Origin of the sequence: Pacificispira sp. (assembly GCF_965228185.1) — a bacterium.
Classification (GTDB): Bacteria; Pseudomonadota; Alphaproteobacteria; order UBA8366; family Aestuariispiraceae; genus Pacificispira.
The window spans coordinates 794,404-815,271 of record NZ_CBDDHE010000003.1; the positions used below are offsets into that span (position 1 = coordinate 794,404).

The 20,868-nt window shown below is 61.7% G+C and carries 20 protein-coding genes and 1 tRNA gene; 18 read left to right on the top strand and 3 right to left on the bottom strand.

The annotated features are described in order from the left end of the window. Positions 1-161: 161 nt before the first annotated feature. The 4 genes from alaS to ACO06O_RS07435 all read left to right on the top strand — a co-directional run bounded on the left by alaS (position 162) and on the right by ACO06O_RS07435 (position 4,810). Positions 162-2,816 (top strand): alanine--tRNA ligase, encoded by a 2,655-nt coding sequence (alaS, locus tag ACO06O_RS07420; protein ID WP_421877852.1) that lies wholly within the window; start codon positions 162-164, stop codon positions 2,814-2,816. 171 nt (positions 2,817-2,987) lie between these two features. Further along, the gene (locus ACO06O_RS07425; protein WP_421877854.1) at positions 2,988-3,623 is read left to right on the top strand and encodes a hypothetical protein; all 636 of its coding nucleotides are present in this window, start codon (positions 2,988-2,990) and stop codon (positions 3,621-3,623) included. Positions 3,624-3,749: 126 nt separating this feature from the next. After that, complete coding sequence (locus tag ACO06O_RS07430) at positions 3,750-4,250, top strand: hypothetical protein (protein WP_421877856.1); 501 nt, start codon at positions 3,750-3,752, stop codon at positions 4,248-4,250. Between the two features lie 32 nt (positions 4,251-4,282). Continuing rightward, positions 4,283-4,810, top strand: a complete 528-nt coding sequence (locus ACO06O_RS07435; protein WP_421877858.1) for a hypothetical protein — start codon at positions 4,283-4,285, stop codon at positions 4,808-4,810. Positions 4,811-5,042: 232 nt separating this feature from the next. On the opposite strand, the gene ACO06O_RS07440 is transcribed toward ACO06O_RS07435, so the two are convergent. Continuing rightward, positions 5,043-6,068 (bottom strand): lipid A deacylase LpxR family protein, encoded by a 1,026-nt coding sequence (locus ACO06O_RS07440; protein WP_421877860.1) that lies wholly within the window; start codon positions 6,066-6,068, stop codon positions 5,043-5,045. An 80-nt stretch (positions 6,069-6,148) separates the two neighbouring features. On the opposite strand from ACO06O_RS07440, the gene ACO06O_RS07445 reads away from it, so the two are divergent. The 5 genes from ACO06O_RS07445 to ACO06O_RS07465 all read left to right on the top strand — a co-directional run bounded on the left by ACO06O_RS07445 (position 6,149) and on the right by ACO06O_RS07465 (position 12,206). Continuing rightward, on the top strand, positions 6,149-8,461 hold the full coding sequence (locus tag ACO06O_RS07445; RefSeq protein ID WP_421877862.1) for a molybdopterin-dependent oxidoreductase: 2,313 nt from the start codon (positions 6,149-6,151) through the stop codon (positions 8,459-8,461). Between the two features lie 93 nt (positions 8,462-8,554). Continuing rightward, positions 8,555-9,814, top strand: a complete 1,260-nt coding sequence (locus ACO06O_RS07450; protein ID WP_420417004.1) for a hypothetical protein — start codon at positions 8,555-8,557, stop codon at positions 9,812-9,814. 9 nt (positions 9,815-9,823) lie between these two features. Continuing rightward, on the top strand, positions 9,824-10,555 hold the full coding sequence (gene recO / locus ACO06O_RS07455) for a DNA repair protein RecO (RefSeq protein ID WP_421877864.1): 732 nt from the start codon (positions 9,824-9,826) through the stop codon (positions 10,553-10,555). After that, positions 10,552-11,193, top strand: a complete 642-nt coding sequence (locus ACO06O_RS07460; protein WP_421877866.1) for a DUF1007 family protein — start codon at positions 10,552-10,554, stop codon at positions 11,191-11,193. Before recO ends, ACO06O_RS07460 begins: the two co-directional genes overlap by 4 nt. Beyond that, on the top strand, positions 11,190-12,206 hold the full coding sequence (locus tag ACO06O_RS07465) for a nickel/cobalt transporter (RefSeq protein WP_421877868.1): 1,017 nt from the start codon (positions 11,190-11,192) through the stop codon (positions 12,204-12,206). The genes ACO06O_RS07460 and ACO06O_RS07465 overlap by 4 nt, the downstream gene beginning before the upstream one ends. Positions 12,207-12,286: 80 nt before the next feature. On the opposite strand, the gene ACO06O_RS07470 is transcribed toward ACO06O_RS07465, so the two are convergent. Continuing rightward, positions 12,287-12,451 carry a hypothetical protein gene (locus ACO06O_RS07470; RefSeq protein ID WP_421877870.1) on the bottom strand — a complete coding sequence of 55 codons (165 nt, stop codon included), beginning with the start codon at positions 12,449-12,451 and terminating at the stop codon, positions 12,287-12,289. Between the two features lie 408 nt (positions 12,452-12,859). Here ACO06O_RS07470 and ACO06O_RS07475 point away from each other — a divergent pair, with 408 nt between their 5' ends. After that, complete coding sequence (locus ACO06O_RS07475) at positions 12,860-14,947, top strand: sodium-translocating pyrophosphatase (RefSeq protein WP_421877872.1); 2,088 nt, start codon at positions 12,860-12,862, stop codon at positions 14,945-14,947. A 101-nt stretch (positions 14,948-15,048) separates the two neighbouring features. Here ACO06O_RS07475 and ACO06O_RS07480 read toward each other — a convergent pair whose 3' ends face one another. Next, a complete protein-coding gene (locus tag ACO06O_RS07480; protein WP_421877874.1) occupies positions 15,049-15,489 on the bottom strand; it encodes an outer membrane protein assembly factor BamE in 441 nt (146 codons plus the stop codon). Positions 15,490-15,627: 138 nt separating this feature from the next. On the opposite strand from ACO06O_RS07480, the gene ACO06O_RS07485 reads away from it, so the two are divergent. The 8 genes from ACO06O_RS07485 (at position 15,628) to ACO06O_RS07520 (ending at position 20,344) form a co-directional block, all read left to right on the top strand. Continuing rightward, positions 15,628-16,218 carry a ubiquinol-cytochrome C chaperone family protein gene (locus ACO06O_RS07485; RefSeq protein WP_421877876.1) on the top strand — a complete coding sequence of 197 codons (591 nt, stop codon included), beginning with the start codon at positions 15,628-15,630 and terminating at the stop codon, positions 16,216-16,218. 4 nt (positions 16,219-16,222) lie between these two features. Continuing rightward, entirely contained in the window at positions 16,223-16,807 is a 585-nt protein-coding gene (locus ACO06O_RS07490) for a YceD family protein (protein WP_421877878.1), read from the top strand. An 81-nt stretch (positions 16,808-16,888) separates the two neighbouring features. Further along, a complete protein-coding gene (gene rpmF / locus ACO06O_RS07495) occupies positions 16,889-17,074 on the top strand; it encodes a 50S ribosomal protein L32 (protein WP_420416995.1) in 186 nt (61 codons plus the stop codon). A 216-nt stretch (positions 17,075-17,290) separates the two neighbouring features. After that, positions 17,291-18,349 (top strand): phosphate acyltransferase PlsX, encoded by a 1,059-nt coding sequence (plsX, locus tag ACO06O_RS07500; RefSeq protein ID WP_421877880.1) that lies wholly within the window; start codon positions 17,291-17,293, stop codon positions 18,347-18,349. Continuing rightward, positions 18,346-19,320, top strand: coding sequence for a beta-ketoacyl-ACP synthase III (locus tag ACO06O_RS07505; RefSeq protein WP_421877882.1), 975 nt, complete (start codon positions 18,346-18,348; stop codon positions 19,318-19,320). The genes plsX and ACO06O_RS07505 overlap by 4 nt, the downstream gene beginning before the upstream one ends. 116 nt (positions 19,321-19,436) lie before the next feature. Continuing rightward, complete coding sequence (locus ACO06O_RS07510; protein ID WP_420416992.1) at positions 19,437-19,727, top strand: integration host factor subunit alpha; 291 nt, start codon at positions 19,437-19,439, stop codon at positions 19,725-19,727. Between the two features lie 46 nt (positions 19,728-19,773). Beyond that, positions 19,774-20,217, top strand: a complete 444-nt coding sequence (locus tag ACO06O_RS07515; RefSeq protein ID WP_421877884.1) for a MerR family transcriptional regulator — start codon at positions 19,774-19,776, stop codon at positions 20,215-20,217. Positions 20,218-20,267: 50 nt separating this feature from the next. Further along, positions 20,268-20,344, top strand: a tRNA-Pro gene (locus ACO06O_RS07520). The last annotated feature ends 524 nt before the right edge of the window (positions 20,345-20,868 follow it).

Sequence of the window (20,868 nt, forward strand, 5' to 3'; positions counted from 1 at the left end):
CGGGTCACTATTGCGATGTTCCATTCTGGTCGGGCTCCGGTCGGCAAGGCGCTGCTGGATTCGACCGTCCCGCCTCGCGTCTGGACAAGAACCGGCATCGTCGCTAACTAACCTCTTCCGCTCCGCCGGAGCGAATTGAAGGTATGTAAGGACCGAGAAACATGGCGAGCGCCAACGACATCCGCGCCAAATTCCTGGACTATTTCGCGCAGAACGGCCACCGGGTGGTCGACAGTTCCCCGCTGGTGCCGCGCAACGACCCGACATTGATGTTCACCAATGCCGGGATGGTTCAGTTCAAGAACGTGTTCACCGGTCAGGAACACCGCGACTACAACCGCGCCGCCACGTCCCAGAAATGCGTGCGCGCCGGGGGTAAGCACAACGATCTGGAAAATGTCGGCTATACGGCGCGGCACCATACCTTCTTTGAAATGCTGGGGAATTTCTCCTTCGGCGACTATTTCAAGGATCTGGCGATCGAGCTGGCCTGGAACCTGGTCACCAAGGAATACGGCCTGCCGAAGGACAAGCTGCTGGTCACCGTCTTCTCGGAGGACGACGAGGCCTTCGATCTGTGGAAGAAGATCGCCGGCCTGCCGGAAAGCAAGATCATCCGCATCCCGACCTCGGACAATTTCTGGCAGATGGGCGATACCGGTCCGTGCGGCCCGTGCTCGGAAATCTTCTTCGATCACGGCGACAAGATTCCCGGCGGTCCCCCGGGCAGTCCGGACGAGGATGGCGACCGGTTCATCGAAATCTGGAACCTGGTCTTCATGCAGTTCGAGCAGATCGAGCCGGGCAATCGGATCAACCTGCCGAAGCCGTCGATCGACACCGGTATGGGGCTGGAGCGGATTTCCGCCGTGCTGCAGGGCAAGCACAACAACTACGACATCGACACGATGCGCGCGATCATCGAGGCGTCGGCGGATCTGACCAGCATCGATCCGGACGGCGCGCAATCGGCGAGCCACAAGGTCATTGCCGACCATCTGCGCGCGTCCTCCTTCCTGATCGCGGACGGCGTGCTGCCGTCGAACGAGGGGCGCGGTTATGTCCTGCGCCGCATCATGCGGCGGGCCATGCGCCATGCCCATATGCTGGGCGCGAAAGACCCGCTGATGCACCGCCTGGTGCCGGTCCTGGTCAAGCAGATGGGCGGCCATTTCGAAGAATTGCGCCGGGCGGAGGCGCTGATCACCGAGACGCTGAAGCTGGAAGAAACCCGCTTCAAGACGACCCTGGATCGCGGCCTGAAACTGCTGGACGACGAGACGGCGGGCCTGCCCGAGGGGGGCGAGCTGTCCGGGCGTGTCGCGTTCACGCTGTACGATACCTACGGCTTCCCGTTGGACCTGACGCGCGACATCCTGCGCGGTCAGGGCCGCACCGTGGACGAGGCCGGATATGACGAAGCCATGGCCGAACAGAAGGCCAAGGCGCGCAAGGCCTGGGCCGGATCCGGCGAGGCGGCGACGGAAACCGTCTGGTTCGACCTGAAGGAGAAGGTCGGTGCGACCGAATTCTTCGGTTACGAGACAGAAAAGGCCGAGGGTGTCGTTGCGGCGCTGGTCAAGGACGGCAAGCCGGTCGACAGCCTGTCCGAGGGCGACAGCGCGATCCTGATCGCGAACCAGACGCCGTTCTATGGCGAAAGCGGCGGTCAGATGGGGGATCACGGCACGCTGACGACGGCGGATGGCGCTGTGTTCACCGTCACCGATACTCAGAAGAAGCTGGGCGACATGCACTTGCATATCGGCACGCTGGAAAAGGGTAGCTTGAAGATCGGCGAGGCGCTGGAGATGCTGGTCGACGGCGACCGGCGCACCCGCCTGCGCGCCAATCACTCGGTCACGCACTTGGCCCATGAGGCGCTGCGCCGCGTTCTGGGCGATCACGTGACCCAGAAGGGGTCCCAGGTCGGGGCCGACAGCATGCGCTTCGACTTTGCCCATCCCAAGGCGATGTCCGATTCGGAAATCGATCAGGTTGAGCGGTTGGTGAATGCCCAGATCCGGATGAACGAGCCTGTCGTGACGCGCCTGATGACGCCGGATGAGGCGATCAAGGCCGGGGCACTGGCGCTGTTCGGCGAGAAGTATGGCGAGGAAGTCCGCGTTGTGTCGATGGGCGGTCCGGAAGGCGATCTGGGCCATGTCTATTCGACGGAATTGTGCGGCGGCACCCATGTGCGCCGCACCGGCGATATCGGACTGTTCAAGATCGTCAGCGAAGGTGCGGTGGCGGCCGGGGTGCGCCGGGTCGAATGCCTGACCGGGCAGGCGGCGTTGGATTACCTGAGCGGTCAGGACAATCGCGTGCGCGCGGCGGCGGCGGCCCTGAAGGTGCGCCCGGTCGATCTGGAAGAGCAGGTGGAAACCCTGATGCAGCAACGCAAGGCGCTGCAGCGTGAGGTCTCCGAACTGACCCGGAAACTGGCCGCGGGCGGCGGCGGTGGGGCATCCACCGCACCGGAAGCCAAGGACATCGCGGGGATCAAATTCGCCAGCCGCGTGTTGGACGGGGTGAACCCGAAAGAGCTGAAACCCCTGGCCGATCAATTGAAAAGCCAGATCGGCTCCGGCGTCGTGACCGTTATTGCCGTCAATGACGGCAAGGCGTCGGTCGTGGTCGGCGTGACCGACGATCTGACCGGGCGTTTCGATGCGGTCCAGCTTGTCCGTACCGCGGCGGAAGCCATGGGCGGCAAGGGCGGCGGCGGCCGACCCGACATGGCCCAGGGCGGTGCCCCGGACGGCAGCCAGGCCGCCAACGCGGTCGGCGCGGTCGAAGCGGCGCTTGGCTGATACCTGGCGCTGACTTTTGCCACGCTGGGTCGCAGCGCGATGCGGTCACGCCTAGCAATTCCGCGGCACTGCGGATCCTAAGTCAGCGGCACTGGTACAAATCCGAGCCTGATCACACTTAAAAAGTGTGTCGATTGTCCTTTCGATGCTATGCTTCTCGTGGAGAAGGATATGAGCGCGAAATGGCTCGAAACCCGGCATGAGATTTATCGATCTTTGGTCGACAAGTTGCTGATTGGCGTCATCGTTCTGGTCGCCGCCTTGTATTTGAATGTCGCCTTGGAAGACCATAAGTCGGAACTCGCGCATGACCGGGCCCTCTGGGACAAACGTCTCACCGCGATGATCGATTTGCGTGTGGACTATAACGCCTGTCTGGAAAATCTGTTCGAATTCTGGAAGGCGTCGGGCGGGTACCGAGATGACCCAACCGCCCATACCTTGCTGGAACTTGAGAAACGGAAGCTCGAGTTTCGGAAAGCGCTTTCCGTGTTCCTGTCGAACTCAAATAAATGGGGCGTTCTTTTCGATACTAAGTTCGAGAATGAGTTGAGGAACCACTATTACATCCTCAGCTCATTTCTGAAAATTGATGGAGATCGGGCGTTTGACGTTCCGGCCTTCGTTTCCGGTCTCGCGGATAATTTCGATTCCCACACTACCAATGCATTGAACGGTTTTTACAGCGTAGAACGGCGTCAGCTTACGAACATTGGGTTCCAGCCGGTCGCATTCGATCAAGCCGTTCACTATAAAGACTTGGCTGGATATCTCCGGGTAAACCTGGACCAATGGGAGAGCAAATAGATCGACTGGCGGCCTCGAAGCGCAATTGTCATTGTGCTGACATTTGACCGGCGGTTGCAGGCTGGCTTACGCTTCTCCTTATTCTTGGCGGGGAAGGTCATGTTCTGTCGAAAATTGATGTGTGTATTGACGGTATTGACCGGCGCTGCCGTTTTCTCTTCGGCAGCATTCGCGGCGGAACTGACCGCCGAGTTTGCGGATCCGTCTTGGGACGGGAAGGTCATCCCCGAAGGTCAGCAATGCCAGGAATTCGACGGGCAGGGGGCAACGCCGCCCTTGCACTTGTCCGGCCTGCCGGATGGCACCAATGCCGTGCTGCTTCTCTTCAACGATGAGGATTATGAGCCGCTGTCGACCGATGGCGGGCATGGGATTATCGGGTTCGAAATCGAACCCGTGAATGGCGCGACTCAGCTGCCCGCCGTGCCGGGCGGCACCACCGACATGCCGGAGGGTATTTGGCTGGAGGCGGAAAACCGCGACGATATCGGAGAGGTCGGATATCTGGCGCCCTGCTCGGGTGGCGAGGGCAATCTCTATTCCGTTCAAATCCTGGCCGTGCGGTATCTGAACGAGGAGCAATACGAGATCCTAGCCGAGGGATATCTGCAATTGGGGCGGTACTGAGACGCAACCTTTTCTGAAATGGGAGACATGGGATGAACAAGAAATCCGGTCTTTGTGTGTTGGTGGCGACCCTGTCGCTGGGGTTGTCCGCACCGGCGTTGGCCGACGATCTGACGGTGGAATTCGCCGATTCTGCCTGGACCGGGGACCGCATCCCGGATGGCCAGCATTGCAAGAAATTCGGCGGCAGCGGGGCGACGCCGCCGTTGAAAATTTCCGGCATTCCGGCCGAGGCGAATGCGATCGTGGTCGAGTTCAATGACCGCAGTTTCCAGAAGCTCTCGTATGACGGCGGCCACGGGAAAATCGGCTTCATGATTGAACCGGGCAAGGGCGAGGCGATGTTGCCGGCGGTTCCGGGCGGCACCGACGCCATGCCCGACGGTGTCTGGCTCGAGAAAAAGAACCGCGCGACCGGTGCGTGGTATTCAGACGGCTATCTGCCGCCCTGCTCCGGTGGCCAGGGCAACACCTACGAGGCGGAAGTCTTCGCCGTGATCAAGGACGGCGACGACTACGATGAGATCGCCGAAGGGGAAATCCGGCTAGGACGGTATTAACTCGGCCTTCGCGTATGCGCGGAAGTAGCGGCTTCGTCTGGGACGGTAAACGAAGGAGCCAACAGTTAAATGCGCCACCCCGGCGCAGGCCGAGGTCCAGGGAATAGGGCACGGAATCTGCCGGCAACCCTGGATTCCGGCCTTCGCCGGAATGATGCAATTGTTGATGTTCCGTGTTCCCGCGGATAACTCGCCGTCTGTCGCAGGAGCGCGAAATCGGCGGTGCGAAGCCTCAATACCGGTAGGACAGGCTCAACGCACCGAACTTGTCGATACGGTCCTGGGTGTCGAATTCCTTGCTGCGGATCACATAGGTATAGGTGAGGCGAAGGTCGTTGTACTGAATGGCGATCCCGGTCTGGAAATCGGCGACGAAGACTTTCTTGTCGACGCTTTGGCTGTCCGCGAACGTGTTGCCGTCCAGGAAGATGTTCCGGCCCACAATGCGGCCGCCGACGCTGGCGAAAGTGTACCAGTTGAAGCCGTCGGACGCGCGGACATAGGCGCTGCCGGGCAGGCTGGGGCGGATGCGCGGCGGACCGAGATCGGTCGTCAGGTCGCCGCCGATGCGCAGGGTCGCGCCGCCGGATAGATAGGTCGCGACATTGCCCAGCGCGAAGCCGGCATTGGGCACGAAATCGGCCGATAGGCCGCCGCCCAGATCGGCGTCCCAGACCTGCCTCGCATGTTCATAGATCAGGGCGAAGCCGGGCTCGTTCTCCAATTGATGGTCCCAGCCCCTCGGGTCTTCCAACCCGAATGTGTCGTGCCAGTTCTCCTGGGTCCATTCGGCACCGGACGCCGGGCCGACAACGCCGATCTCAAGGACGACCGCGTCGCTCTGCTTGGCGTCGGGGGAGACCGCGATCAAACCGCCGCTGAGATAGAGCCAACCGGCATAGGGCCGGTCGTCGGGACGCGGATTGGGATCGCTGATATTGTCCGGCGTGTAGATGTTCTGCCCCAGGCTATAGGTCGCCCGCGCCCGGGCGTCTTCCGGCCAGAAGGGGATCAGGCCGGCGATGACACCGACCGGATCGTCGCTTTCGGGCACATATTCACGGGTCGTATAAGTGACCTTGGTGCCATGGGTGAAATGCCGGTCCGTGCCGGATCCGAACAGATCGTTTTCGATCATGAAGCTGAAGGTTCCGCGGTCGTCGGGCGCTTCGTCGGCATAAGCGGCCCCCGATCCGGATGCCGCGACCCCGATCAGGCCGGCGGCGAGTAGGCCAAGCGTTTTGGAACCGGGCTTCATGAAACTGCTTTCCGACTTGGTTGCGCGGCCCCTAGTATGGCCTTCGCTTAGGTAAGTCCATGCAAGAGATATGCAAGGTTATGTCTGAACTCACAACAGCCAATCATTGGGGCAGTTATAGGGCGATCGTGCGGGACGGAAATGTCCAGGAGCTGAAACCGCTGCTGGACGCCGACGACGTCTCGGATATGTCGGCTTCGATCCTCGACACGTTGGATTGCCCGGCCCGAATCAAGCGCCCGGCAATCCGGAAAAGCTGGCTGGAGGGCGGCCCTGGGACGGCCGGTCATCTGCGCGGTGCGGACCCGTTTGTCGAGGTCGATTGGGACACCGCGCTGGATTTCTTCGCTGGAGAGGTCGACCGAATCCGTAAGGATTTCGGGAATGAGGCGATCTTTGCCGGCTCCTATGGTTGGGCCAGCGCCGGTCGGTTCCACCATGCCCAGAGCCAGATCCACCGTTTCTACAACATGGCCGGCGGCTATGTGAAATCGGTGAATGCCTATTCCTATGCGGCGGCGGAAGTGATCCTGCCGCATGTCATCACCAATCTGCGCCACACCATGGTCCAGGCGCCGAGCTGGCACGAGATCGCGGAACACACCGACGTCATGCTGGCCTTCGGCGGCCTGCCGCTGAAGAACGCGCAAATCCAGAACGGCGGCGTCGGCATTCATACGGCGCGCGACTGGATGAGCAAAATGGGCCAGGGGTCCGGCCGGTTTATCGGCATCTCGCCGGTGCGCGACGACATGGCGGCGGAGCTGGGTGCGGAATGGGTCCCGATTCGTCCCAACACCGACTTGGCGCTGATGCTGGCGCTGGCCTATTGCCTGGAGACCACCGGCCGCGCGGATCATGCGTTTCTGGAGCGGTACTGCACCGGCTATGACACGTTCCGGCCCTATCTGCTGGGCGAAACGGATGGTATTCCGAAGTCGCCGGCCTGGGCGGCCGAAATCACGGGCATGTCTGTCGATACGATCAACGATCTGGCGCAGGCGCTTTCCGGCGGCCGGGTGATGATCTCGCTGTCCTGGTCGCTGCAGCGGTCGGACCGGGGCGAACAGCCCTATTGGATGGGGGTCGTCCTGGCCGCCATGCTGGGTCAGATCGGCCTGCCCGGGGGCGGGATCGCGATCGGTCTTGCGGCCGAACATGGCAACGGCAATCCCGAAACCCAGCTGCGCTGGGCCGCGGTGCCGACCGGCCGCAACCCGGTCGATGCGTTCATCCCGGTGGCGCGGATCGCCGACATGTTGCTGAATCCAGGCGGAACCTGCGACTATAACGGTCGCACCATCACCTATCCTGACATCAAGATGGTTCATTGGGCGGGCGGCAATCCGTTTCACCATCATCAGGACCTCAACCGGTTGCGGCAGGCCTGGGCAAAGCCGGATACGGTCGTGGTGCAGGAGATCTTCTGGAATCCGATCGCCCGTCACGCCGATATTGTCCTGCCGGTCACGACGCCGCTGGAGCGCAACGACATCGCGGTGACCCAGATGGACGCCTGGGCCGTCGCGATGAAGAAGCTGATCGAACCGGTCGGCGAGGCGCGCAACGACCATGATATCTTGCGCGGCGCGGCGGCGCGCCTGGGCTTCGAAGACGCCTTTACCGAAGGCCGTGGCGAGGAGGATTGGTTGCGCGACATCTGGGACCGCAGCCGTCAGGAAGCGGGGCGCGTCGGCCAGGAACTGCCGTCCTTCGACGAGTTTTGGGAAAAGGGCAGCCACAAACTGTCCGGCGGTCCCCATATTCGCCGCTTCCTCGGCGAGTTTCGCGACGATCCCGACCGCAATCGCCTGAAGACTCCATCCGGCAAGATCGAAATCTATTCCGAAACCATTGCCGGTTTCGGCTACGAAGAGATTGCCGGTCATCCGACCTGGCAGGCGCCCTATGAATGGCTGGGCGGTGAGACGACGGCGACCTATCCGCTGCATCTGATCTCGAACCAGCCGAAATCGCGGCTGCACAGCCAACTCGATGCCGGGGCCGGCAGCCGCCGCACCAAGATCGGTGGGCGCGAGCCGATGCGGATGAACCCGGCCGACGCCGCAAAGCGCGGCATCTCAGATGGCGATGTGGTGCGGGTCTATAACGACCGCGGTGCCTGTCTGGCCGGGGTTGCGCTGGATGACGGCGTCATGCCGGGCGTCGTCCAATTGGCGACCGGGGCCTGGTATGATCCGGACGCGCCGGACCAGCCGGACAGCCTCGACAGGCACGGCAATCCGAACGTTCTGACGGCGGATCGCGGGACGTCCCGTCTGGCACAGGGGCCCAGCGCCCATACCTGCCTGGTGGAAGTTGCGCCCGCGAATGGGGCGGTCCCGTCGGTCCGCGCATTCGACCCGCCCGATTTTGCCGGGTCCAGAGCGTAACGCCATCCCGGACGGAATGGTTTCTATGCTATGGTTAACGGTGTAGTTAGTCGTCCGAGACTGTGATCGATCCCCAAGGAGGGACGTCCGGCCATGGCCGTCCAGTATAAAAGTTTCCGCGATCGCGGCGTTTACATCGGATTTCAGGGACGCGCGGTGGAGATGCTGCGCTGCCGGTCGCCGCGCGACCCCGAATTCGGGGATTTCGAAGCGATTGTTCCGAATTTCGGCGGGACCGATATGGGGCGTGTCTCGAACGATCTGGTCATGCCCTTCCGGGACGTGCCGAACTGGTCCGATCTGATCGGCCGGGACAAGCTTTTGCACGAGCGGGTTTCCTATTCCTATTCCGAGCGCCAGGGCCATTTGGACCCGATCACCATTCGCGACATGCGCCTGCAGGCGGATCTGGAGGCCGGCGACGAACGGGACAAGCGACTGGCGGAAAACGAGATCAGCATCACGCGGATCGATATTCAGAACGCGTTTCTGGAAATCCTCGCCATGTTCGGGCGCAAATACGCCGAGATCAAAGGCGAATCGCAGCTTCGTTCGGTCAATCGCCAGGTCCTGATGTCGCTTTCGGACAGCAATCCGGCCGACATGCTGCATCTGGTGCGAATTATCGTCGGCGCGGTGGTTTCCGGTGCGTCCATCAGCCGGGACGAGTTGCAGGGGCGCCTCGATACCCTGGCCGACTACGCCGCGCCGATCTGTTCGCTGGTCACTGAGGATTCGACCCGGTCCGTCGGGTTTCTCAGCCGACAGATGCGTCTTCTGGAACAATTGCGCGAGGGCGTGGCCGAATATTGCAGCGTGCAGCGGATCGAAGAGGTGATGGAGGCCGGGCGCGTCGTCGTCTTCAACCTGGATACTTTCATCGAATACACGATGGAACGAGCCCATACGATCAAGGCCGCGGTGTTGGATGATCGCTATTATCTGAACGACAAGAAGTATGAAGGGTTGCTGAAACTGATCCGCGACGAACGGATCAAGATTTCCTTTGCCTTGGACGGATGGGCGGGACATGCCACGCGCTGGCTTAGCGTCGGCGAGGACGATGTGCCGGCCCGAAATGCGGTTCTGACCTTCATCCTGCGTCAGATGCCGGCCCCGCCACAGGAATTGGACGACTTCGTCGAGCGGAAGTTCGGCGGACATAATCCGATGAGCATGCGTGGCCGAATCGTGAAGGAAATGCATTCCTGGATGGACGATTCCCTGGATCAGGAAATCTATCGTCGTGTCATGCATGTACGGACCGGCGTCGACCCGCTGGCGGACCGTATGCGGCCCGCGACCCCCGATCTACAGCGGGCCATCAAGCGCGCGATTTCCGCGACGAGTTAGGCTGCCGGCATGATCGAATGGCGTGACGAGGCGATCTTGCTCTCGACCCGGCGGCATGGCGAGAACGCGCTGGTCCTGACCGTCCTGACCCGCGACCGGGGACGGCATGCCGGATTGGTGCGCGGCGGACAGTCGCGAAAATTGAAGGGAGCGCTTCAAACCGGCAATCGAATCGCGGTGAATTGGCGCGCCCGACTGGAGGACCAGTTGGGAACGATGACCGTGGAGCCGGTTCATGGCTACGCGGCGCTGCTGATGGATCATCCGGGCAAACTGCTGGCGATGGGCGCGGCCCTGGCGCTGACCGAGGCGGCCCTGCCGGAGCGGGAGCCTCATCCGGAACTTTTTGACAGTCTGGACGCATTGATGGTCGCACTGGACGGCCCCACATGGGCGGAGACTTACGCGCGATGGGAGGTTGGATTGTTGGCGGAGTTGGGATTTGGGTTGGATCTGACGTCCTGCGCCGCGACGGGCGTTACCGACGATCTGCGCTATGTCAGTCCCAAGACCGGTCGCGCCGTCTCCGGTGAGGCAGGCGAACCGTATCGGGATAAGCTCCTGACCTTGCCGAGCTTTCTGACCGGGCGCGGCAATGCCGGCCCGAACGCGCTGACCGAGGCCTTGGTCATGACCGGATACTTCCTGGATCGTCATGTTTTCGACGTGATGGGGCGTCCGATCCCGGATGCGCGTGCGCGGCTTCTGGACCGGTTTCGGACGGCGAGGGGGCCAGCATGAAGCACCTGCGGCAGGGCGTCAGACGCGCGACCGCCTTCGGTTTGGCTCTCCTTATGGTGTCGCTGATGACGGGTAGTCCGGCGCCGCTATCGGCGCATCCTCATGTATGGGTCTCTGCCTTGGCCTTTTTGGGATTCGAAGACGGCAAGCTGACCAAATTGCGGGTGCAATGGGCCTTCGACGAGTTCTTCAGTCTGGTCCTCTACGAGGATTTCGACCGAAACCAGAACGGTATCTTCGAAGAAGCAGAAATCGATGCGATGCGCGAGGGCGCGTTTACCGGCTTGGGGGAAGTCGGATTCTTCACCGACCTACGGATCGACAATGCTCGGGTCGCCTGGAACGGCGCGGAGGATTTCGGGATCGCCGTTTCTGAGGATGGCAGTGTCGTATCTTACAGTTTCACCCTGACGCTGCCGGAACCGGTCGATCCGGTCCAACAAGCCGTGACGATATCGCTGTACGACCCAGATTTTTATGTCGCCGTCGACTTCATTGAGGATCGGCCGTTGCGGTTCCGGGGGAATGACGGCGTTGCCTGCACATACGAGTTCGAAGAGGCGGCAGACAATCCGATCTATTTCGGCGCGGTGTTTCCGTGGCGCGCCGTTCTTTCTTGTTCAGGAAAAGGGGCATGATGCGGTTCGTTTCCGTGGCCGGATTGAGCTTGGCCGTTTGGTTGCTTCAAACAGAGATTTCATTCGCCGCCGGATTGCTGGGGGATCGCGGTGCCCCCCCGGCGGAGGATTGGACATCCTGGCTGCCGGGACCGGCGCAGGAAGCGTTGCGGTGGATCGTCACCCAACAGACCTGGTTCGCCGCCGCCCTGCGTGACGCCGTTACCGCCTACCGCGACGGGGATACTTTAGCCCCCGCGCTGACCTTGATCGGAATGTCCTTTGCCTATGGCGTTTTTCATGCGGTTGGGCCGGGCCATGGCAAGGCCGTGGTCACCAGCTATTTCATGGCGCGGGAAAGTCAGATCCGGCGCGGGTTGACAATGGGCTGGCTGATCGCCGGGATTCAGGCGGCGGTTGCCATATTTGTCGTCGGCATATTGGGCTGGGTGCTGAATTTCAGTCGCCTGTCCTTGCTGGACAGCATGCCCGTCGTAGAGGCGGCTTCTTATGGCCTGATCGTCGTCTTGGGCATCGGTATGACATGGGCCGCCCTGACCGGGCGGGATTGCGGCCACGACCATGGCGGCGCCGGGCATGATCATGAGCACAGCCACAGCCATCATCACGATCACGGCCATCATGGGACTTGCGGGCACGATCACGGGCATAAACTGGCTCAGGCGGCTGACGACCACCGGACGAGCCGGGCCGAGTTCTGGGGCGCCGCGATCGTTTCCGGCATACGGCCCTGCACCGGCGCGCTGATTGTTCTGCTGTTCGCGCTGGCGAACGGGATTTTCCTCATCGGTGCCCTGTCGGCCGTTGCGATGGGCGTCGGCGTTGCGCTGACCGTGTCCGGCGTCGGAATTGCCGCGATCCTGGCCCGCCGCGGAATCGTCAGACTGTCCGGTCTCGGCGGCGGGGTGGGGCTCCTGGCGGCAGTGCCGCGCGCCTTATCGATCCTCGGATCCGTCGCGGTTTGCCTGATCGGATTGCTGCTCCTCGCAGGCGCCTTGCAGCGCGGGTTCTAGGCGACTGCCCCTCTAGCAAACAGAAAAGGCCGCCCCCGCAATCCGGGGACGGCCTTCCCTAAGCGGAAATCCGCCGCGTATCAGCTTTCGCTTTGCTGGCTCTGAGCGCCGGTCTTCGTGACAGACGTCATCTGGTCGCTCTTGGCCGCATGGGACCCCGTACATTCGGCAAGGGCCGCACCCGACACCGCGGTTCCAAACGCCAGAACCGAAGCAGCCGCGAGGATTTTCATGCTCTTAGACACGGGATCACCTCCTTTCATCAGTTTCGCCTATTCGCAAGTCTAATGCGGAATGTGTCCCAATCAAGGCCAAGTCTGTAACGAAATGTCGCAAAGCCCCGTCGGACGTTCGTTGCGCAAGCGTATTCAGTTTACACGAAGAGGGGACTCGCCTAGGGTTTTCGCGGTTTTCGGGATGGGGGCCCGAGGGGGGAGACGATCCGATCGGCTGAAACGGTTCGGTCGGGAAAGTCCTCCAAAGCGGCAGGCCCCTGTACCGAATACGGGTGCAAACAAGCAAGTAAAACACACAACACACGTCTTCCCGATTAAGTGAAAAACGAAGTACCGGGTCGCTCCGGGTCCTGCCGAGGGCGACCGCATAAGAAAAAAAGGACAGGGGGGACGCAGCAAAAGGGAACGAAACGTCCAATGGAATACGCAGTTATCGGATGCGGCGTCCTGGCGGTCCTATATGGCGCCATCACGTCGAAAAGCATCCTGAGCTTAAGTGCCGGCAATGAGAGGATGCAGCAGATCGCGGGTGCCATTCAGGAAGGCGCCACCGCCTATCTGAACCGCCAATACGCGACGATCGGCATCGTCGGCATCGGTGTCGCCGTCATCCTGGGCGTTGCCCTGGACATGGTCAGCGCGATCGGGTTCCTGATCGGCGCCATCCTGTCCGGTGCGGCGGGCTATATCGGAATGAATATCTCGGTCCGATCCAACGTCCGAACGACGGAAGCCGCCCGTCAAAGCCTCGCCGCAGGTCTTTCCGTCTCGTTCAAGGCGGGTGCGGTCACCGGCATGCTTGTCGCGGGCCTCGCGCTGCTGGCCATCGCGGGCTACTACGTCGTCCTGTCGGCCCAGTTCGATGTGGCCGATCCGGCGCAATCCAAGGACGTTATCAACGGTCTGGTCGGTCTGGCCTTCGGGTCGTCGCTGATTTCGATCTTCGCGCGTCTCGGTGGAGGGATCTTCACCAAGGGCGCCGATGTCGGCGCGGATCTGGTCGGTAAGGTCGAAGCCGGTATTCCCGAGGATGACCCCCGCAACCCGGGCGTCATCGCGGACAATGTGGGCGACAATGTCGGCGACTGCGCCGGTATGGCCGCCGACCTGTTCGAGACCTATGTCGTGACCGTCGGGGCCACCATGGTCCTGGCGCTGATCTACGGCGTGTCCGGCGTCGAAATGGCCGACTTCCTGCTGTATCCGATGGCGATCTGCGGTGTCTGCCTCGTCGCCTCCATCGTCGCGACCTATTTCGTGCGTGTCGGCAGCAGCGGCAATATCATGGGAGCCTTGTATAAGGGCTTCTTCGGCTCCGCCGTCATTTCTGCCATCCTGATCTATCCGATTACGGACTATGTCCTGGGGATGGGCACCGAAATGACCGTCAACGGCCGCGTCTTCACCGGCCAGGACCTGTTCCTGTGCGGGATCGTCGGCCTGGTTCTGACGGCGTTGATCGTGTGGGTGACGGAATACTACACCTCCACCAGCTTCCGCCCGGTGAAGTCGGTCGCCCATGCCTCCGAAACGGGCCATGCGACCAACGTCATTCAAGGCCTGGCGATCTCCATGGAAGCGACCGCGGTTCCGGCGATCCTGATCTGTATCGCGATTGTCGTGACCTACGCGCTGGCCGGCCTGTTCGGCATCGCCATCGCGGTCACCACGATGCTGGCGCTTGCCGGCATGGTCGTCGCGTTGGACGCCTATGGTCCGGTGACGGACAATGCGGGCGGCATCGCGGAAATGGCGGAGCTGGACGACAGCGTGCGCAACACCACGGACGCACTGGACGCGGTCGGCAACACAACCAAGGCCGTCACCAAGGGCTATGCGATCGGTTCGGCCGGTCTCGGCGCTCTGGTGCTGTTCTCGGCCTATACGGCGGATCTCGAGCGCTACTTCTCGGATCTGACGGTGAACTTCTCGCTGTCGAACCCGTTCGTCGTGGTCGGGCTGCTGCTGGGTGGGCTTCTGCCTTACCTGTTCGGCGCCATGGGCATGACCGCGGTCGGCCGCGCCGGTGCGGCGGTCGTCGTCGAAGTGCGGCGTCAGTTCAAGGAGCTGCCGGGTATCATGGAAGGCACGACCAAGCCGGAATACGGCCGCTGCGTCGACATGCTGACCAAACGGGCGATCAAGGAAATGATCATCCCGTCGATGCTGCCGGTGCTGAGCCCGATCGTGCTTTACTTAATCGTCAACGCCGTCACCACGCAGGCGAATGCCTTCGCGGCCGTCGGGGCGATGCTGTTGGGCGTGATTGTCACGGGCCTGTTCGTCGCGATCTCCATGACCGCGGGCGGTGGTGCCTGGGACAATGCCAAGAAGTACATCGAAGACGGCAATCACGGCGGCAAGGGCTCCGAAGCCCACAAGGCCGCGGTGACGGGCGATACGGTCGGCGATCCCTACAAGGATACGGCCGGTCCTGCCGTCAACCCGATGATCAAGATCACCAATATCGTGGCTCTGCTGCTGCTGGCGGCCCTGGCCCACTGATATCGGTCTTCGATCGAAAAGCGGAAACCCCGGCGTTGCGGCGCCGGGGTTTCTGATTTCTGGGCCCTGCGATCGGGCGAGGGGATTCGGCACGCGGCGCTTTAGCTGCCGACCTTGCCGAAGTTACCGAACAATTGCTCGAACAGGGACATCGTGCGGCCGGAGGTCGGCGTTTCCTTGTCGCGATAGCTGATCTCTTTCAGCGATTCTTCGTCATAGGTCTGGACTTCCTGCAGCACACCGTCGGCGCTGAAATGGAAGGCGAGAACCTTATGCTCGACCACTTCCGGATTATAGAAGGCCCAGGTTTCCTTGCGCTGGCTCATATAATACCAGACGCTGTCGTCGAACGTGCCGACCATGGACGGGGTGCCGATGGCGCTGGCGACGTCGCGCTTTGTCGATTGCCCGACCGCGATCTGTTCCAGCCGGCTTTCCAGCGGATCATTGCCGCGCAGGGCCACTTTCGGCTCACAGGCCGCCAGCGCGAGGATCGCGCCGCCTGCGAGAGCCGCCAGTCTGAAATATTGCCGTGCCGACATGCGCGCCATTATCCTATTCGAGCCACGTTGGATTCCGCCCCAATCTGAGCCGCGCCGCCCTTTTTTTCAAGTCGCCTTGCCGAAATGGCTCGCGGGCGCTAAGTCGCAGCATTCCGGGCATGAGAACCGAAGGCCGCCATGTTGGACATGATACGAGGATTTTTCAGCACCAAACTGTCACGCGAACAGCAGGTTGCCCTGCTGTTGTACGAACGAATCGTGGCAGCCGCGCGCAAGCCGGTGCTCTACGAACGCGGCGGCGTGCCGGACAGTTTGGACGGCCGCGTCGAATGTATCGCGCTGCACGCCTTTCTGGTGTTCCGTCGGATGACTGGACAGCCCGGATGGGATGCCGTGGGCGGCGCGCTGTCGGATGAGATCGTGGCCGATTTCGACCGTTCCCTGCGGGAAATGGGTGTCGGCGACATGTCCATCGGCAAGAAGGTCAAAAAACTGGCGCAAGCCTTCTTCAGTCGGTTCGACGGCTATTGGGGGGCGGTCAACGGGGCCGATGGGGCGGACGACCTGCCCGACGTCCTGCGACGGGGTCTCTTTCTGGGCAAGCCGGTAACCGAGGCGCAAGTCGCAGCGATGGTCGATTACTTTGACCAACAGTCGACGCATCTGTTCGGTCAGGACGCGGCCAATATCCTGAAGGGCCGGATCGAGTTTAGCGACCCGGACCCTGATTTCTCCGGCCTGCCGCGTGCGGCCGAACCGGGGGCATAGACCAATGAGCGACATGATCGAGTTTTCCGTCCCGATTGAAGTGGATGAAATCCCGACAAAGGGACTGCGCCGCAAGATCTCTGCCGACGAGGAGGCTCGGGCTGCCCTTGCGGCCCGCTTCGACCTGCTGGCGCTTGAATCGTTGGACGCCGCGTTCGAATTGAAGCCCTTGGCCGGCGGGCCGATGATCCGCGTCGAAGGGCGGGTGACGGCGGACGTCACCCAATCCTGTGTCGTCAGCGGCGCACCGATTCGTTCGAACCTGGATCAGGTCGTTTCCGTGTTTTTTGCCCCGCCGGGAATGATCGAGGAGAATCAGGAGTTTACGTTGGCGGATGCCGATCCGCCGGAACCGATCGAGGCGGGGGTCATTGACCTGGGGGAACTGGCCGCGCAACAGCTGATCCTGGCGTTGGATCCCTATCCGAGGGCCGACGGCGCCCAACTGGATGCGGTGATCGACACCCTGCCGGATGGGCGCAAATCCGGCGTTCAGGCCGGGCCGGCAGACAGCTCCGCAGACAACCCCTTTGCCAAGCTGGCGGCTTTGAAGGACAAATCCGCGCCCGGCGAGGACGAAAGCCGGTAAATCCGGGTTGCGGCGGCGCGGCAAAACAGTTATGTAACGCGCCGCTTTGACAGACACCCCACGAATACGAAAGTCGAGAAGATGGCGGTTCCGAAGAGAAAAGTAACGAAATCGCGTCGCGGCAATCGCCGTTCGCATGACGCCCTGACCAACCCGACCTATCGGGAAGACCAGACGACCGGTGAAATGGTGCGCCCGCACCATGTCGATCTGAAGACCGGCATGTATCGCGGCCGTCAGGTCATCGAGCCGAAGAGCGGTTTCTGATCGTTGCCGGCGGTGTCGGTCCTATATTGGACCGACGCCGGTTTCCGATCTAGTATTGCACGAAACGGATCGGGCCCCTTTGGGCCCGATTGGTGTTGTCGGGGCAGGCGTGCGGCTGTTCCCGGCGCGGCGGAACGGCCCGATACGGGGCCGGGCCGGGCCTGCGGCAAACGGCAGACAAAACATGCCGAACCGCCCGCTTGAGGGGACGTTGCGGTGGTGAAGCCCTTGGTGATCGCGTTGGACGGTATGGGTGGCGATGGCGCGCCCGAAATCGTCGTGCGCGGCGCGGCCCTTGCCAAGGAGCGGCTGCAGAAAGTCGAGTTCCTGATTTTCGGAAAGTCCGACTTGCTGGAACCGCTTGTGGCGAAAGAGCCTCTCTTGGAAGGCTGCGTCGAAATTCGCCATACCGACCAAGTTGTCAGCAACCACGACAAACCGTCCTACGCCCTTCGAAATCTGAAAGAATCGAGCATGCGCAAGGCGATCGACGCCGTGCATGCGGGGGACGCGGATTGCTGCGTCTCGGCCGGCAACACCGGTGCCTTGATGGCGCTGGCGATGTTCGGCCTGCGGACCCTGTCCGGTGTCAGCCGTCCGGCCATCTGCTCCTTCTTTCCTACACAGAAGGGCGAAACCTGCATGCTGGATCTCGGCGCCAATGTCGAATGCAGCGCCCAGCATCTGGTGCAATTCGCGGTGATGGGCGAGGTTTTCGCCCGTACGGTCATGGGGATCGCCAAGCCCAGTGTCGGGCTGCTGAATATTGGCACCGAGGATCTGAAGGGCCGGGACGAGATAAAGCAGGCCGCCGCCATGCTGCGCGAGTCGCCGCTTCCGATCCATTTCTCCGGCTTTGTCGAAGGCGACGATATCGCGGCCGGAACGGTGGATGTCGTCGTGACGGACGGGTTTACCGGCAATGTCGCCCTGAAGACCGCCGAGGGCACGTCGCGCCTGATCAGTGCGTTCTTGCGTGAGGCGTTTCAATCCAGCACGGTGGCCAAGATCGGCTATCTGATCGCACGCCGGGCCATGGCGAAATTGCGCTATCGGGTCGACCCGCGCCGGTACAACGGCGCCGTATTGCTTGGGTTGAATGGAATCGCGGTAAAGAGTCACGGCGGTACGGACGCACTTGGCTTTGCCAATGCGATTGGCGTGGCCGCAGACATGTTTACGCACGGCTTTATCGAAAAGATGAAAGCGGATTTCGAAACCTTGGACAGAGAAGGGCCCCCGGTGCCGGAAGGCGCGGCGGTAAAGGTATCTTGAATATTCGCAGCGTTATCCGGGGTGTGGGCGCCTATCTCCCCGAAAGGGTTTTGAGCAACGACGAACTGTCCAAAACCGTGGACACGTCCGACGAATGGATCCGGCAGCGCACGGGCATCGCGCGCCGCCATATCGCCGCCGCCAACGAAACGACCACCGATCTGGCCTGTTCCGCCGCGCTGCGGGCCCTGGAGCATGCCGGCATTTCGGTCGACGAGATCGATCTGGTCATTTTGGCCACGACCACGCCCGACAATACCTTCCCGGCCACCGCAACGCGGGTCCAGGCCCGTTTGGGCATCACCGCCGGTCCGGCTTTCGATATTCAGGCTGTCTGCACAGGCTTCATCTACGCGCTGACGCAAGCCGACAATATGATCCGTCTCGGTCAGGCCAAATGCGCGCTGGTCATCGGGGCCGAGATCTACAGCCGAATTCTGGACTGGGAAGATCGCGGTACCTGCGTCCTGTTCGGGGACGGTGCCGGCGCAGTGGTTCTGAAGGCCGAAAACGGCAATGGAGCGGAAGCGGGACGCGGTGTGCTGTCCACAACTCTGGGCGCGGACGGCCGCTATTACGACAGCCTCTATGTCGACGGTGGGCCGGCGACGACCGGGACAGCCGGCTTTGTGCGCATGCAGGGCAAGGAAGTTTTCAAACACGCCGTGGAGCGCATGTCCTCCCTTGTCGCCGGCTTGCTCGAAGACCAGGGGCTGACCACGGACGACCTGAACTGGCTGGTCCCGCACCAGGCCAATGTCCGTATTATCAATAAGGTCGGTGAAAAACTTAACGTGGCACCTGAGAAGGTCATCATCTCTGTCGAGGAGCATGCCAATACCTCGGCCGCAACCATACCGCTGGCGATGAACCATGCCGTCGAGCGACAGTTGTTCAAGCCCGGCGATCTGCTCGGTCTGACTGCGATGGGCGGTGGTTTCACCTGGGGCGCAGCGCTGATCCGCTGGTGATCCGGCGACCATTGCGCGATTCGCGATTCCAAATACCGCAGCTTTGTTGACGCGCTTTTGAGACGGGGCTAGTGTGCCCTGGTATAAAACTTTGAAATGCTTGGGGGAGTTAGGCCATGGCGGGCAAAACCGTTACCCGCGCGGAGCTGGCTGAGGCGGTGTACCAGGAGGTCGGACTGTCCCGTATCGAATCGGCTGCTCTCGTAGAGGCGATTCTGGCGGAGATGGCGGACGCGCTGGTATCGGGAGAGCCGGTTAAGATTTCGTCCTTCGGAAGCTTTTCCGTCCGTCAGAAGGGGGAGCGCATCGGCCGTAACCCGAAGACGGGCGAAGAGGTGCCGATCCTGCCGCGCCGGGTACTGGTATTCCGGCCCAGCCATGTGCTGAAGGACCGGATCAACCAATGACGGCACGCCCCGCGGGCGTCGCCGGGGCAGCGGTCAGGCAGTAGAGATGAGCGACCCTTCCGAGCATTCCCGTTCCGAGAAATCCGCGGACGCGTTCCGTACGATTACCGAAGTTGCGGACCTGCTGGACGTTCAGCAGCACGTCCTGCGTTTCTGGGAAACAAAATTCACGCAGATCAAGCCGATGAAGCGGGCCGGTGGGCGCCGCTACTACAGGCCTGAGGATGTGAAACTGCTGGAGGTGATCCGGCGCCTGCTGCACCAGGAAGGCTTCACCATTCGCGGCGTGCAGAAACTGCTGCGCGAGAATGGGGTCAAGACCGTCCTGGATTGGGGAGAGGACGGCGTTCCGGTCCCGGCGCCGGAGCCCGATGTGCCGTCCAAACCGACCCCCGCGATCGACCCGAACGCCCTGCGCGCGCTGCGGCAGGAACTTCAGGCCGTACGCGACATTCTCGACGCGCCAATCGATCCGTCTTTGGCCGAATAGGGAATTGCAACGGGGGGCGTTAGCCTCTATTTAGTGCCGACCCACATTGGCGGAGCGTAGCGCAGCCTGGTAGCGCACCATACTGGGGGTGTGGGGGTCGTAGGTTCAAATCCTGCCGCTCCGACCAACGAATACAGGGGGCAGCCGACACAATCGGCTGCCCCCTGTTTCTTTCTGAGGACGGTTTGGGATCGGTTCTGGGCCTTGCGCGAAGGCGTGGGGTGGGGGCGGATTTCTTCTATCTCAACATGGCCTTTGAAGAACGTGCCGCGGGCAAAGTGGCTCGTGCGACAAATTTCCGTCTTTAGGGTATGCTGGTGGCTCAGGTTCCACGGGCGTCAATGTCGGGGGCTCGGTATGCCGCCCAACCGTTGATTGGCTGATCATGTCTTCTCTATTTGGTAGCGGTGACGCCCAAAATCCTGGGTTGGTCGCGGATCCCGAGGCGGTACCTGACTACCCAATGAATGGCGAATTGCGTCCGATCCAAAATAAAACGTGTTAAAACAAAAGGTTATGGTGGTTTGATTCTAGGCTGATCCGGTTTCAATTTCGCTGAAACGTAATCCCTTTTTAGTTGAAGACATTGTGGTCCAGAACTAAAATTACGATATATGAATGGGAGGAGCGGATCGCCGTGCCGGAAGCAAG